The following is a 14,064-nucleotide window of genomic DNA, read 5'->3' as shown; positions in this document are numbered from 1 at the left end:
CGATGTCGGACGATGCAGATGGCAACGGGCCGACGCCACACGAGGCTCCCCGCGTGATCGCGCGCAAGGATTCCCACTTGGTCGCGGGCGGGCATGCCAAGCCGGACGCGGGCGGGGATCCCCAGCCGGTCGCGGGCAGGGATCCCAACCTGGTCGCGGGCGCGGATGCCGCGATCACGCCGGCGGAGCAGGCGTTGCTCGACCGGATCGACGAGCAGTGGCTGGTCGAGCTCACCCAGTCGTTGCTTCAGGCAACCGGTCAGAACCCGCCGGGCGGTGAGGCGGCGACAGTCGCCGTACTGCGTGCTGCCGCCGAGGAGCTCGGGCTGGACGTCGAGGAGGCGCAGGTCGAGCCCGGGCGCAACAACCTCAGCATCACGTTGCCCGGCGGCAACAAGCCCGGCCTGCTTCTGCTCGGTCACACCGACGTCGTACCGGTAGGCGAAGGCTGGACCACCGACCCGTACGGCGGTGAGCTCCGCGACGGCCGCCTCCACGGCCGCGGCGCCTCGGACATGAAGGGCGGCCTGGCGGCGTCCCTCGCCGCCCTGGCCGCGCTCCGAGACGTCGGTCTGTCCGGCCCGGTCGAACTGGCCGCACTGGTCGACGAAGAAGAAACCGGCAAGGGCATCCGCGCGTACGTCGAGTCCGTGCAGCGGACCTTCGTCGGCTGCATCACCACAGAACCCACAGATCTCCAGACGATCATCGGAGCGCGGGGCGACTCCTATCTGCGGGTCGAGGTGCACGGGCGGGCCTGTCACGCGGGCAACCCGGCCGACGGTGCGAACGCGATCTACGGCGCGGCGGCGATCGTCGCCGAGATCGAGCGGTTGCACGACGAACTGGCTCGCACGCCGCATCCGCTGCTCGGGCCCGCGACCTGGAGCGTCGGCCAGATCAACGGCGGCACCGGCGGGTCGATCGTGCCGGCCGAGTGCGTAGTGGTGGCCGATCGCCGGCTGCTGCCCGGCGAAGCCCCGAGCGCCGTACTCGACGACCTCCGCCAACGAGTCGCCGCCCTGCGCCTCGAGGACCGCGGACTCACCGTCGACCTCGCGATGCCGATGGAAATGCCCGCCTTCGAGACCCCCGCTGACGACGACCTCGTACGAACCACCGACACAGCCCTGGCCGCCGCGGGCGGCCCTGGTCTCCCCCTCGGCGGCTGGACCGCAGCCTGCGACGGCGGCTACATCGCCCGCGACCTCGCCGTACCGGTCGTCGTCCTCGGCCCCGGCTCGGTGAAAACCCAGGCCCACCGAGCCGACGAGTCAGTAGCCGTCGCCGAACTGGTCACCGCCGCCCGCGCCTACACCCTCACGGCCCTCCGGCTCCTCAGCTGAAGAAGTTCGCGCTCTGGACGTACTCCATGGCGGCGATGTACTTCGGGTCGTTCATGCGCTCGGCCATCTCCGCCTCTGACAGGTCGGCCACTCGGGTTTGGATCCAGTAGAGGTTGCCGAAGGGGTCTCGTACTCGGCCTACTCGGTCGCCCCAGAAGAGCTCGGTGACCTCGGTGACCGACGTGCCGCCTGCCGCGACGGCCTGGCGGTGGGTTGCGTCGGCGTCTTCGACGTACAGGCGGAGGAACGCCGGGGTCGGCGGCCACTCCGGGCGGGCGTCGAACATCATCACCATCGCGTTGCCGATACGCATCTCGGCGTGGCCGACCACGCCCCGGTTGTCGACGACGCGGCCGCAGTCCTCGGCCTCGAACGCCGCGGTCAGGTAGTCCATCAGTGCGGGGGTGTTCCGCGAGATCATCCACGGGGTGACGCTGGTGTAGCCGGCGGGAATCGGGGCGACGGTCATCTCGGTGCCTTCCTGGTGGCCGGCGCCGACCAGGTCGGCGCCTTGCTGGGGACACCGAGAACGCTAGGGACAGTCGCGGTCAGGAAGTGTCCGCTACGCGCGGCGGTTTTGGCGTTTGCGGGTGCCGGAGAGGACGAAGACCGTGGGCGTCGCGCCCGAGTACTTCAGCAGGCGTTCGCGGACGATCTTGACCTCGGGGGTTCGGGCGACCGAGTCCTTGAGGAGTCGCTTGTCCTCGGTCAGCAGGACGGCGCGGCCGTCGGGGCGTAAGACTCGGGCGATCTCCTTGAGCATCGCCGGGTAGAGCTTCGCGTTGTCGCCGTGGCTGCCTACGAGTTTGCCGAAGGGCAGGTTCGACACGACGCGGTCGATGCTGCCTGACGCTACGGCGAGCTTCTCGGCGGGGCCGACGGAGAGGTCAGCGCGGACGCCCGCGCGGGAGAGGTTGCCGCGGGCAAGTTCGATGGCCTTCTCGTCGCGGTCGGAGCCGATCAGGCGGCCGTACGCGAAGGGATGGGCGGCCAGCAGGATCGTCCCGGTTCCGCAGAACGGGTCGAGCAGGTGGTGCTCGGTGCCGACCTTGGCGAGCCGGATCATCACTTCCGCGACCACCGGCTTCGTCGACCAGGGCAGCCGCTCGAGCTCCGGCGGGTAGTGGCGCGACCAGTGCAGCGGGCCGATCTCGGCCAGCCAGCCGGAGCCGCCGACACCGGGGACGAAGTTCACCGCCCAGTCGGAGGTGTTCTCCGACCAGCCGAGCTTGTCGACGAGCAGGTCCCACAGCGCACGGGCATCCGGCGTACCGGGGGCGATCCGGAACCGGATCGGGCCCTCGAGCGCGGACAGTACGCCGGACTCGGCCGAGCGCAGTACGGCGGCCGGGTCGGCGAGTGGGACGGCGGCGGTCATGTACAGCCGGGCGTCGTACAGGGCCTGGAGCGGCCCGTCGATCCGGCAGGTGACGGCTCCGTCGGAGCGGCCGACGACGTCCAGCCCCTCGATCAGGTCCTCCGCACCGCCGACCGTGGTGAGAACGATCTGGTCCTGGACAGGCCGGTCCAACAGCAAGGTGAGCTCCTGAGAAGAGTGCAGTCCTCGACCGTACCAGCCCGTCCTGGGCGGCCGCGGCCATCCTCCCACCGGCAGGTGGGGAGGTGCGCGGGGAGCCGGGCGCCCTCTAAGACCTACCGCCTTCGGCGGTGGTCGCCCGAAACGCCACCACCCCCTGACCACCGCAAGCGCCGCCCGACACACCGCAACCCCTCGGGCGCCTCCAGCTCAACCGGCCGCAACACACCCTCCGGCGACGGCCACCCGAAACACCCCTACGCCTTAGCCGGCTCCACCTCAACCCACCGCAGCACCCCCTCCTGCGACGGCCGCCCGAAACGCCCTACGCCTTAGCCGGCTCCAGCTCGACCGGCGGCGGCGCGCCCTCGGTGCCTGGGGTTTCGGTGCCGTTCAGCGGGCAGCGGGTTGTCTCGGGGACCTTGGCGATCGCGATCGCGCCGATCACGCAGGCGGCCATCATGTAGTACGCCGGGGTGAGGTTGTCGCCGGTCTTCTCGGTCAGCCAGTCGTTGACCGCGGGCGCCGTACCGCCGAACAGCGACGTCGACACGTTGTACGCGATCGCGAACCCGGCGTACCGGACCTGGGTCGGGAACATGGCCGGGAAGGTGGCCGAGATCGTGGCCAACTGCGGCACGTACAACAGGCCCAGGATCGCGAACCCTACGACAGCGCCGGTCAGGTTCGTGCCCATCAGCAGGAACGCCGGGACGGCGGCGACGAAGAGGCCCGCCAGCGAGACCCACCACAGCGGTTTGCGGCCGACCCGGTCGGAGAACCGGCCGGCGAACGGCACGAAGCACATCATCGCGAACTGCCCGACGATCGGCACGATCAGCGACTGGTCGGCGGAGAGATGGATCTCCTTCTCCAGGTACGTCGGCATGTAGGTGAGCAGGGTGTAGTTGACGACGTTCAGCGCGACGACCATGCCGCCGAGCTGCAGGATCGGCTTCCAGTAGCCGCCGACCAGATCCTTGAACTGGCTGGAGGTGTTCTCCTCCTTCTCGCCGGACTCCTCGAGCTCCTTGAACACCGGGGTGTCCTGCAGCCGCGAGCGCAGGTACAGCCCGACGATGCCGAGCGGCGCGGCGACGAAGAACGGCAGCCGCCAGCCCCACGACCCCATCGCCTCGTCACCGAGCACCAGCGAGAACCCCAGCATCAGCAGCGCGCCGAGCGAGAACCCGGCCAGCGTGCCGAACTCCAGGAAGCTGCCGAGGAAGCCGCGCTTGCGGCTCGGCGCGTACTCGGCCATGAAGGTCGCGGCGCCGCCGTACTCGCCGCCGGTCGAGAAACCCTGGATCATCCGCAGCAGCACCAGCAGGATCGGCGCCCACAGACCGATCGAGTCGTACGACGGAACGAGGCCGACGCACAACGTTGCCCCCGACATCAACAGGATCGTGATCGCCAGCACGTGCTTGCGGCCGAGCCGGTTGCCGAGCGGGCCCCACACCAGACCGCCGAGCGGCCGGACCAGGAAGGAGACCGCGAACGTCATCAGCGCGAGCAGCGTCGCGCTCTCGGTGTCGCCGGGGAAGATCGCGGCGGAGATGTACGTCACGCCGTACGCGTAGATGCCGTAGTCGAACCACTCGGTGGCGTTGCCGATCGCGGACGCGGCGATCGCCCGCTTCAGGACTCCGGGCGGTGGGTCGGCCTCGACGGTCGGCTGGGAGTGGTCGGCGGCCACGAGCTCCTCCTCGGTTGTCTTGGGCAACAACCCTGGTGCCCATCGGGCGCCGATCCAATCAAGCGTCTGTTTCAGGCACCATCGAGGCCAGGCCGGCGATGATCACCCGGGCGCCGAAGTCGAAGCGCTCGTCGCCGCTGGCACCGGTGGTCATCGCGCCGGCCAGGGCGATCGTCAACGGGAAGCGGGCCGGGTCGAGCGAGCCGAAGTACGAGCGGAGCTGCTCGACGAAACCCTCGAGATCCTCCGGCGCGAAGTCGGCGGCGCCCTGGACGCTCTCCTCGAAGGCCGTCGCGGTGATGAACAGCGGGATGAGGTCGACCGCCCACGCGGCGGCCTGGTCGGGGACGCCGCCGGCCTTGAGGATCGCCAGCATCCGTTCGGTGCTGAGCATCGCGTACTCCCCCAGCGGGACCTGACCGATCGCCGCGCGGGCCAGACCGGGGTAGGCGCGCATCACGCGCAGAACCTCGTACATCGCCTCCTTGAGCTGGTCCTGCCAGCGCTCGGGATCGGCGTCCGGCAGCTTCATGTCCGCCGCGGCCCGGTCGAGCATCAGCTGGTCGAGCTCCTTCTTGTTCGCGACGTGCGCGTACAGGGACGCCGGACCGGTGCCGAGCGCCTGGGCGACCTTGCGCATGGACACGGCCTCGTAGCCCTGCTCGACCAGCAGGTGCAGCGCGGTGTCGACGATCCGCTCCCGGGTGAGCGGCTCCCGCGCCGCGCGGGCCGGCTTGGCGGGAGTGATCGGCTGCCACGGCGACTGGTTCATGCGCCCACTGTAGCGAACACCATACTTGACACGAACGACGTTCGTACGTAGAACGGTGTTCGACAACGAACACCGTTCGAACCAGGAGCAACGATGACTACCTCAACCACCTCACCCGGCGACGTCGCGGCAGCAGCCGCCGGTACGCCGTACCGATGGCGCTGGATCGTGCTGGCGACCGTGCTGGTCGCCGAGATCATGGATCTGGTCGACGCGACGATCGTGAACATCGCCGCGCCCTCGATCCAGCGCGAGCTCGGCGGGTCGAACGCCGCGGTGCAGTGGATGCTCGCCGGGTACACGCTCGCGTTCGCGATCGGCCTGGTCAGCTTCGGGCGGCTCGGCGACCTGGTCGGGCGCCGCAAGCTGTTCGTGATCGGCGCGGTCGGGTTCACCGTCGCGTCGGCGGTGTGCGGGCTGGCGAGCTCGCCCGGCCTGCTGATCGGCAGCCGGGTCGCGCAGGGCCTGCTCGGCGCGGTGATGATTCCGCAGGGGTTCGCGATCCTGAAGTCGGTGTTCCCGCCGGACGAGATCGGCAAGGCGTTCGGGCTGTTCGGGCCGGTGATGGGCCTGTCAGCGGTCGCCGGGCCGGTGCTGGCCGGCGTACTGATCGACGCGAACTGGTTCGACGCCGGCTGGCGGATGATCTTCTGGATCAACGTGCCGATCGGCCTCGCGGCGATCGTCGGCGCGCTGCGCTGGATGCCCGAGGTGAAGACGCCGGGCGCCCGCGGGCTCGACCCGGCCGGCGTGATCCTGGTCAGCCTCGGCGCCGGGCTGCTGATCTACCCGCTGGTGCAGGGCCGCGAGCTCGGCTGGCCGGTCTGGACGATCACGATGATGGTGGCCTCGATCCCCGTGTTCGCGCTGTTCGGGTGGCGCGAGCGCCGGTCGGGCAACCCGGTGATCGACCCGTCGCTGTTCCGCAGTCGCGGGTACGTCGCGGGGCTCGGCGTGATCAGCACGTTCTTCCTGGCGATGTCCGGGTTCACGCTCGTGCTCAACCTGTTCACCCAGCTCGGCCTGCACTACAGCCCGTTGAAGGCCGGCCTCGCGATGGTGCCGTTCTCGCTCGGGATCGCGATCGGCGCGCCGCTGTCCGCGGGTGTGCTCGCGCCGAAGCTCGGCCGGGTCGCGTTGCAGCTGGGCATGGGCGTGATGACGCTGGCAATGGTGTGGGTCTGGTTCACGCTGGTCCGCAACGGCGACGCGACGACGATCTGGGACCTGGTGGCTCCGCTGCTGGCGGTCGGGATCGGTTCGGGCATGGTGTTCGCGCCGCTGTTCGACATCATCCTGGCCTCGATCGACGACAGCGCGGCCGGCTCGGCGTCCGGCGTACTGACGGCGATGCAGCAGTTCGGCGGCGCGATCGGGGTCGCGGTGATCGGCACGATCTTCTTCCAGCTGCTGCCGACCGACGGCTTCCTCGGCGCGGCCAAGACCAGCACCTTGGTCTCGACCGGCTTGTTCGTGGTCGCCCTCGCCATCACGTGGCTACTCCCCCGGCGTGCCCGCCCCGAGGTCGCCTGAGCTGCCTTTGGTACGGCGTCGTACCGGCCGGGCATGACGAAGCCCCCGGCGCCTGTCGGCACCGGGGGCTTCGGGTAAGGCTCAGTTGAACGAGTCGCCGCAGGCGCAGGAGCCGGTCGCGTTCGGGTTGTCGATCGTGAAGCCCTGCTTCTCGATCGTGTCCACGAAGTCGATCGACGCACCCTTGAGGTACGGCGCGCTCATCCGGTCCGTGACGACACTCACACCGTCGAAGTCCGCGACCACGTCACCGTCGAGCTGACGCTCGTCGAAGAACAGCTGGTACCGCAGGCCGGAGCACCCGCCCGGCTGCACGGCGACGCGCAGCGCGAGGTCGTCGCGACCTTCCTGGTCCAGCAGCGCCTTCACCTTCGAGGCGGCCCCGTCCGTCAACAGGATCCCCGTCGCGGCGGCGGTGGCCTGCTCGGTCTGCGCTTCAGTCATTCCTGACTCCAGTCATCTCTTGAGCGCCCGGCTGCTGATGGGCAGGCAGCCGCACGCGGAAAATCCGCTGTCAACACGAGCCAACACCCACTGACTCGCGCTCATTCCCATGGTCGCACACCAATTTCGAGGATCAACAACTTGCCTCACCCACCGGGCACCGGGCTCCTGGGCTTCTGCGCTTCCGGGCTCCCGCGCCTACGCGCTTCCGGGCTCCCGCGCTTCCGGGCTCTCCGCTCCCCGGGCTCCCGGGCTTCCGCGCCTACGCGCTTCCGGGCTCCCGGGCTCCCGCGCCTACGCGCTTCCGGGCTCCCGCGCTCCCCGCTCCCCGCTCCCCGGGCTCCCGGGCTTCCGCGCCTACGCGCTTCCGGGCTCCCGCGCTCCCGCGCCTACGCGCTTCCGGGCTCCCGCGCTCCCCGCTCCCCGGGCTCCCCGCTCCGGCGCTTCCGGGCTCCGGGGCCTCCGCCCTTCCCGGCTTCCGGGCTTCCGGGCTTCCGGGCGAGAACGGGCCGGACGGCGGAAGGCGCGCTGGGCGACGGCTCAGCGGGCCCAGGTGCGCGCCACGCGTTCGGCGACCGTGGCCAGCGAGCCGTGGGGGTCGGCGAACGCCTGCTCCTCGCCCACGGCGTCGACCAGCGAGTACGCCGACTCGACACCCATCGTGCGCATCTCGCGGGAGCCGATCAGCACCTTGCCGGCCAGTACGACGCACGGCCGCATCGCGTCGTTCGCGACCTTGGCCACCCCGGCGATCACCTTGCCGTCGCGGGACTGGAAGTCGAACGCCCCCTCGCCGGACAGCACCAGATCGACCCGGCCGGCCTTCTCCTTCAGCCCGGTCAGGTCGGCGACGAGGTCGATCCCGGACACGCGCTCGGCGCCGAGCAGCAGCAGCGCGTACCCGAGTCCGCCCGCCGCACCGGCCCCCTTCTGGTCAGCCGTCTTCCGGTCGGCGAGCTCCGCGAAGTGGGTCAGCCAGCCGTCGACGACCGGCTTCCGCTCGTCGGTGACGCCCTTCTGCTTGCCGAAGATGTTGGTGGCGCCGCGGAGCCCGAGCATCGGGTTCTCCACGTCACTCGCGGCGACGAACTCGACACCCGCCATCTTGCTCCGCGCCGGCTCGAGGTCGACCGCGGTCAGGTCAGCCAGCCCGGTCGCGCCCGCGTCGAGACTGCCCCCGACACCAGTCGCGCCCAGCGCCGCGAGCAGACCAGCGCCCGCGTCGTTCGTCCCCGAACCACCGAGCCCCAGCACGATCCGCTTCGCCCCCGCGTCCACCGCGGCCGCGATCAGCTGACCGACGCCGTACGTCGTACCGTCCTCCGGCCGCCGATCCGCGGGCTCCACCAGATGTAGGCCGCAGGCCTGCGCGGTCTCGACGTACGCCGTCTCGCCGGCAACCAGGACGGTCGCGGGCACCTCGCCACCGAGCGGTCCACGCACGGTCACCGCCAGCAGCTTGCCGTCGACAACAGCCGACAGCACGTCGATGAACCCCGGTCCCCCATCAGCCATCGGCGCCACCAGCACCTCGGCCTCAGGATCCCGACGCCGCCACCCCTCCTCGATCGCGGCCGCAGCCTCGACCGCCGTCAACGTCCCAGCGAACTTGTCCGGAGCAATCAGCACGCGCATGAGCCCATCCTCGCAAACCCCGCGCTGTATTCGCGCCACGGCAGCCACCTGCCGGACGGGCCTGCGGTCGCGATAGGCCGCGCCTATCGGCGCCGGGTTGGCGATCGGGTCGATCAGCACGCCCCAGTGATCAGCCCACCCGAGCAACACGCCGAGCACGCAGTTGAACAGGCCCGCCCGAGCAGACGCCGAGCACGCCGCTGACCAGCCCACCCGAGCAGACGCCGAGCACGCTGCTGATCAGCCCCGGGCGAGTGCACCTGCGAACGTCGCTTCCCCAGCCAGCCGCACCACCCGTTCAAATCCCGGATGTGAGGTTTCCTCGACGTCCACCACTGATCAACCACGCCACCGACCGCTCGGTCACGCTCAGCGCCCACCTCCGAAGCGGCCCAACGGTCTGTTGATCAGTGGTGGACGTCGACCGCCCCAGCCGTCACCCGATCGGTGGTGGACGTCGGCCGCCCAGCCGTCTATGTCGACGTCCGCCTGGCCAACCGCCACCACCCACCAACCCCGCCACCAACCGCGTGGTCACGCTCAGCCAGCCCGTCTGCGGTGGTGCAACCGCGGGATAGTGGGTGGTGGGCGTCGATCCTCAGCCGGCGCAAGCTCTCCGGTCTGCCGACAAGCCGCCCGCTGTACGACGTGGCTCAGCCCGGCGTAGGCCACGAGTCGCCGGGGACTCTGGGCGAGCAGGTCGCCGCCACAAGCCGTGGCCAACGAGACCGACCGGACGCCCACCACTCAGCAACCACGCGAGCCCCGGCCCGCCTAACCCGCGGATCGCGCTCGCCTGCTGTCACTCGGTCGCGCTCAGCGCACACCTCCAAGGCAGCGCGACGGCGGGTTGGTGAGTGGTGGATGTCCGCCCTCCCACGAGGGAAACCGGTTCAAGATCGGCACGCCGACCAACGTGTGCGGCGCAGTCAACCCGCCCGCCGCGAAACTCCCACAACTACGGGCTCGGCGTGCAGGGCTTCGGCGTGGTGCCTGACGCGCCCAGCAACCGCGGGCTGCTCGACGATCAGCGCGAGAACCGAGGCGGGCGTCAACGCGCCGCCGGGTAGCCTGCTCGAGCTGACACTGCACCTCGCCCGGGCGGCGAGGTCAACGCTGGACGGACGGGCCGCGAGATCAGCGCGTTGACCTGGAGTCGCCCGGGAACTCCTGGGCGAGCACATCGCCGCCATAAGCCGTGGCCAACGAGACCGACCGGACGTCCACCACTCACCAACCACCTGAGCTGTCACTCGGTCGCGCTCAGCGCACACCTCCGGGGCGGCGCGACGGCAGGTTGGTGAGTGGTGGACGTCCGCCCTTGCACTCACCGGGTGGGCTCGAGATAGGCGCGCGGCCCAACGCAGGCGGCGCAGTCGGCCCGGCCTGTGGGATCTGGCATGGTCAGCGCGGGAACAGAGGTCGACGTGCGGCTGGCTCGCGTTGACGCCACGGTCGCCGAGGTCGCCGCGGCGCTGGAGCGAGTCGGTGCGCTGGCGTCGGTGCGGGCATTGCCGGGCGGGTTGGACACGCACGTGACGAGCGTCAGCGCGCTGCCGGACCGCCTGCTCGGGCTGGCCTCACACGTCGCCCGGGCGACGAGGTCAGCGCGGCCAGATGCGAGTCAGCGCGCTGCCGGGAAGCCTGCACGGGCTGGCGCTGCACGTCGCTGGGGCGGTGAGGTCAGCGCGGGAACCGAGATGCGAGTCAGCGCGCTGCCGGGAAGCCTGCACGGGCTGGCGCTGCACGTCGCTGGGGCGGTGAGGTCAGCGCGGGAACCGAGATGCGAGTCAGCGCGCTGCCGGGAAGCCTGCACGGGCTGGCGCTGCACGTCGCTGGGGCGGTGAGGTCAGCGCGGGAACCGAGAAGCGGGTCAGCGGGTCAGCGGGTCAGCGGGTCAGCGGGTCAGCGGGAAGCCTGCTTGGGTCGGCGCTGCACGTCGCCCAGGCAGCGAGGTCAATGCGGGACCGAGACGGGCGGCGGGGTCAGCGCGAGGACCGGCACAACCGGCGCAGTCGGTGCAATCAGCACGGGGGCCGCCGCGGGCAGCGCGGAATCGGCGCGGCGGTGCACGGGTCGGCGTGCGCGGTCGCGGGGGCTGGTCGACGCCCACGACTGATCAAGCACGCCGTCGAGCGTTTGGCCGCGCTCAGCCGGTGCCTTTGAGGCGGGGCGGGAGTGGGTTGATCAGTGGTGGGCGTCGGCGTGGCTTGGGGGAAGAGACGGAGGTGCCGCGGATCCGGCGGTGCGACGGCCGCCTGGGGTGGCGTTATGGAAGCGGTAGCGTGCGGGCGGTGCAGCCCACTGTTGCGGAGGCGATTGCTCTCCAGGAGGAGCTCCGGCGGCTCGTTGACACCACTGACCACTCTCCGCGGCCGCCGCGATATGTCGCGGGGCTGGATGTCGCCTACGACGGCGACGAGTACGCGGCGGCGGTCGTCGTGCTGGAGGTGATCCGGCCGGCCGGCGGGGTGCGGCGGGTGACGGCCTCGGCGTCGGCGCCGGCCCAGGAGGTCAACCAGGCGGCCGATGGATCGCGGCCAGCTACGGCCTCGACGCCGGTGCGCCCGCAGGAGGTCGACCGGGCGCAGCCGGCGGTGGCGGTGCAGCTGCGGGAGGTGGATCGGGCGGTTGTGCGGGGGCGGACTTCGTTTCCGTACGTGCCTGGGTTGTTTGCGTTTCGGGAGGTGCCGGGGTTGCTGGCTGCGTTGGAGCGGCTGCGGGTGACGCCGGAGCTGTTGGTGTGTGACGGGCAGGGGCTGGCGCATCCTCGGCGGTTTGGGCTGGCTTGTCATCTGGGGGTGGTGACCGGGCTGTCGAGCATCGGGGTCGGGAAGACGGTTTTTGTCGGTGCTTGGGAGGAGCCTGGGGCTGCGCGGGGTGCGGCTGGTGAGCTGGTGCTGGACGGGGAGGTGGTCGGGAAAGTGCTGCGGACGCAGAACAAAACCAAGCCGGTGTTCGTCTCAGTCGGTCACCGGGTGTCGCTCGGGACGGCGGTCGAGCGGGTGCTGGAGCTGGCGCCGCGGTATCGGCTGCCGGAGACGACCCGCGCGGCCGACCGCGCCTGCCGGGACGGGGTGAAGGGGCTTGGCTGACCGTGGTTCCGGGCCAGCGTCGGCCCCGGAGGGCGCTCGGCGGCGAACTCGGCGACGGCGCACTGAGCAGCGCGGATCACGAACCAGGCGGATACGGACAGCACGCATCACGAACAAAGGAGAGCGGATGACGACGCAGGAGTACGGCGTAGAGGTTGATGCGCGAGCCCCGCTTCGGCCGGGGGCTTCGGCGGCGGTGCTTGACGGGGATCGGTTGTTGCTGACTCGGCGGAGCGACAACGGGGAGTGGTGCATGCCGGGTGGTGGGATCGAGGCGGGCGAGCGGCCGGCTGAGGCGGCTGAGCGGGAGGTGTTCGAGGAGACGGGGCTGCGGGTGCGGACGACCGGGCTGCTCGGGGTGTACTCGGATCCGGATCTCGTCGTGGTCTACCCGGACGGCAATCGGGTGCAGATCCTCGGGGTCCTGTTCCGCGCCGAGGTGGTCGACGGGACGGCGGGGCTGTCCGACGAGGTGACCGAGGTCGGGTGGTTCACGGCGGCGGAGGCGGCCGAGCTGACGGTCATCGCGAACCATCGGCCGCTGCTGCCCACGGCGTACGGCGCGGCGGGGATCTACTTCAACCCCTCCAGGTCGGGCGATGCCGTGCCGAGTGCCGCGCAGTAGGCGGACCCGCCCTAGGCCAAGTACTGCGTGACCGCGTTCGCCGCGCGGCGGCCGGAGACGAGGGCGCCTTGGATCGAGGCGGTGTCGCGGTGGTCGCCGGCGACGAAGCGGCCGTCGCCGAGCGCGACCGGGCGACGCGCGGCGAGCGGCGCGGGCTGATGCGGGAGGGCTTCGGGGATGTCGTGCCGTACGACGACCTGCCACGCGCCGGCGGAGCGCCCGTACATCCGGGTCAGCTGGATCCGTACGTCGGCTTCGACGGCGTCGGTCGGCCAGAGGGCGGTCGCCTGGATCAGGTGCCGACCGGGTGGCGCGTACGACGGTGCGACGTTCGACATCACCGCGGTGTTGACGACCGGGCCGTCGCGGCGGCCGTCGATCACCAGCAGCTTGTCGGTGCGCGGTGGTTCGTCGGTCGTGAACCAGTAGGTGCTGAGGCCCTTCATTCGCGGCGCTTCGACGTGCAACAGTTCGGCGGACGACGACGGGTCGGTGGCGACGACGACGGCACGAGCGCGGAGTTCGCCGTCGACGGTTTCGACGATCGCTTCGTCACCACCGCGTACGGCGGTCGCGGGGCGACCCAGGTGGACGGGCTCGCGCAAGCGCGCGGCCAACTGCTCGGGCATCGCCGCCATGCCGCCCGCGGGCAGGCTCGGCGTACCGAGCAGGAAGCTGCGCAGCAGCAACTGGACGAACGCGGCCGAGGTCGAGCCGTCCGCTTCGGCGAGGACGCCGGAGAGGAACGGCTCGAGCACCTCCCGCCGGAGCTTGCCCTCGACGCCGGCCCGATCGAGCGACTCGCGGAGAGACAGGTCTCCTCCGGTCGGCGCTTTGCGGTGAGAAGCAGAGTCCGTCGCCCCGTCCCCAGGGCGGGGGCCGGAGGCGGCCGGGCCCGAAGCGGCGGAGCTTCGCTCGCCGGATTCCTGCGGGGTCGAGCCGGGGGCGGTGGCGGCCTCGTCCAGAAGGCGGTGGACCGGGCCGAGCGCGGGCGCTGCCCAGGCGCCGAGGCGGGCCAGTTCCCTGGGGTGGAGGTATCCGCTCAGGAGGGTCTTGGGCAGCAACGTCGGGCTACGGCGGGGATCGCCGAGGATCGTCGTACCGGCTGCTCCCGCGACTGCGACGCCTGCGGCGAAGGGCTGCAGATCCAGGGCCGGCAGGTCGACGTACCGGCGTACGGCGGGATAGGCCGGGTTGAGGAGCTGGAAGCCCCGGTCGCAGAGGTAGCCGTCGATGCGGTCGGTGCGGACTCGGCCGCCGACGCTGTCGGTGGACTCGACGACACGGACGGCGAGGCCCCGGCTCTGCAGGGTGAGGGCGCAGTTCAGCCCGGCGAGACCGGCTCCGACGACGATCACGTCTGTCATCCACTGATGCT

General features: G+C 71.0%; 11 protein-coding genes. 4 read left to right on the top strand and 7 right to left on the bottom strand.

What is annotated here, in order from left to right:
- Positions 1-2: 2 nt before the first annotated feature.
- Positions 3-1,346 carry a M20 family metallopeptidase gene (locus ABD235_RS03380; RefSeq protein ID WP_344169147.1) on the top strand — a complete coding sequence of 448 codons (1,344 nt, stop codon included), beginning with the start codon at positions 3-5 and terminating at the stop codon, positions 1,344-1,346.
- On the opposite strand, the gene ABD235_RS03375 is transcribed toward ABD235_RS03380, so the two are convergent.
- The 4 genes from ABD235_RS03375 to ABD235_RS03360 form a co-directional block, all read right to left on the bottom strand.
- A complete protein-coding gene (locus ABD235_RS03375; RefSeq protein ID WP_344169144.1) occupies positions 1,339-1,815 on the bottom strand; it encodes a VOC family protein in 477 nt (158 codons plus the stop codon). The genes ABD235_RS03380 and ABD235_RS03375 overlap by 8 nt on opposite strands.
- A 93-nt stretch (positions 1,816-1,908) precedes the next feature.
- On the bottom strand, positions 1,909-2,883 hold the full coding sequence (locus tag ABD235_RS03370; RefSeq protein ID WP_344169141.1) for a TRM11 family SAM-dependent methyltransferase: 975 nt from the start codon (positions 2,881-2,883) through the stop codon (positions 1,909-1,911).
- Between the two features lie 325 nt (positions 2,884-3,208).
- Positions 3,209-4,582 carry an MFS transporter gene (locus ABD235_RS03365; protein ID WP_344169138.1) on the bottom strand — a complete coding sequence of 458 codons (1,374 nt, stop codon included), beginning with the start codon at positions 4,580-4,582 and terminating at the stop codon, positions 3,209-3,211.
- Positions 4,583-4,640: 58 nt separating this feature from the next.
- Positions 4,641-5,354 carry a TetR/AcrR family transcriptional regulator gene (locus ABD235_RS03360; protein ID WP_344169135.1) on the bottom strand — a complete coding sequence of 238 codons (714 nt, stop codon included), beginning with the start codon at positions 5,352-5,354 and terminating at the stop codon, positions 4,641-4,643.
- Between the two features lie 93 nt (positions 5,355-5,447).
- Here ABD235_RS03360 and ABD235_RS03355 point away from each other — a divergent pair, with 93 nt between their 5' ends.
- Positions 5,448-6,887 carry a DHA2 family efflux MFS transporter permease subunit gene (locus ABD235_RS03355; protein WP_344169132.1) on the top strand — a complete coding sequence of 480 codons (1,440 nt, stop codon included), beginning with the start codon at positions 5,448-5,450 and terminating at the stop codon, positions 6,885-6,887.
- Between the two features lie 81 nt (positions 6,888-6,968).
- On the opposite strand, the gene erpA is transcribed toward ABD235_RS03355, so the two are convergent.
- Together erpA and ABD235_RS03345 are read right to left on the bottom strand one after the other, a co-directional pair.
- Positions 6,969-7,331, bottom strand: coding sequence for an iron-sulfur cluster insertion protein ErpA (gene erpA, locus ABD235_RS03350; protein ID WP_184793950.1), 363 nt, complete (start codon positions 7,329-7,331; stop codon positions 6,969-6,971).
- 540 nt (positions 7,332-7,871) lie between these two features.
- A complete protein-coding gene (locus tag ABD235_RS03345) occupies positions 7,872-8,966 on the bottom strand; it encodes a glycerate kinase family protein (protein WP_344169128.1) in 1,095 nt (364 codons plus the stop codon).
- Positions 8,967-11,194: 2,228 nt separating this feature from the next.
- On the opposite strand from ABD235_RS03345, the gene ABD235_RS03340 reads away from it, so the two are divergent.
- Complete coding sequence (locus tag ABD235_RS03340) at positions 11,195-12,061, top strand: endonuclease V (protein ID WP_344169126.1); 867 nt, start codon at positions 11,195-11,197, stop codon at positions 12,059-12,061.
- Between the two features lie 127 nt (positions 12,062-12,188).
- Positions 12,189-12,686 carry an NUDIX domain-containing protein gene (locus ABD235_RS03335; protein WP_344169123.1) on the top strand — a complete coding sequence of 166 codons (498 nt, stop codon included), beginning with the start codon at positions 12,189-12,191 and terminating at the stop codon, positions 12,684-12,686.
- 11 nt (positions 12,687-12,697) lie between these two features.
- Here the strand turns inward: ABD235_RS03335 and ABD235_RS03330 are convergent, their stop codons facing one another.
- The gene (locus ABD235_RS03330) at positions 12,698-14,053 is read right to left on the bottom strand and encodes an NAD(P)/FAD-dependent oxidoreductase (protein WP_344169120.1); all 1,356 of its coding nucleotides are present in this window, start codon (positions 14,051-14,053) and stop codon (positions 12,698-12,700) included.
- Positions 14,054-14,064: the final 11 nt, after the last annotated feature.

It is taken from the genome of Kribbella lupini (genome assembly GCF_039529595.1).
In the GTDB taxonomy this organism is placed as follows: Bacteria; Actinomycetota; Actinomycetes; order Propionibacteriales; family Kribbellaceae; genus Kribbella; species Kribbella lupini.
This window is presented reverse-complemented; position numbering and strand designations above follow the sequence as displayed.

Coding starts and splice junctions, on each gene's coding strand:
- ABD235_RS03355 (WP_344169132.1), top strand. CDS start 5,448: ATGACTACCTCAACCACCTCACCCGGCGACGTCGCGGCAGCAGCCGCC.
- ABD235_RS03375 (WP_344169144.1), bottom strand. CDS start 1,815: ATGACCGTCGCCCCGATTCCCGCCGGCTACACCAGCGTCACCCCGTGG.
- ABD235_RS03360 (WP_344169135.1), bottom strand. CDS start 5,354: ATGAACCAGTCGCCGTGGCAGCCGATCACTCCCGCCAAGCCGGCCCGC.
- ABD235_RS03335 (WP_344169123.1), top strand. CDS start 12,189: ATGACGACGCAGGAGTACGGCGTAGAGGTTGATGCGCGAGCCCCGCTT.
- erpA (WP_184793950.1), bottom strand. CDS start 7,331: ATGACTGAAGCGCAGACCGAGCAGGCCACCGCCGCCGCGACGGGGATC.
- ABD235_RS03345 (WP_344169128.1), bottom strand. CDS start 8,966: ATGCGCGTGCTGATTGCTCCGGACAAGTTCGCTGGGACGTTGACGGCG.
- ABD235_RS03380 (WP_344169147.1), top strand. CDS start 3: ATGTCGGACGATGCAGATGGCAACGGGCCGACGCCACACGAGGCTCCC.
- ABD235_RS03330 (WP_344169120.1), bottom strand. CDS start 14,053: ATGACAGACGTGATCGTCGTCGGAGCCGGTCTCGCCGGGCTGAACTGC.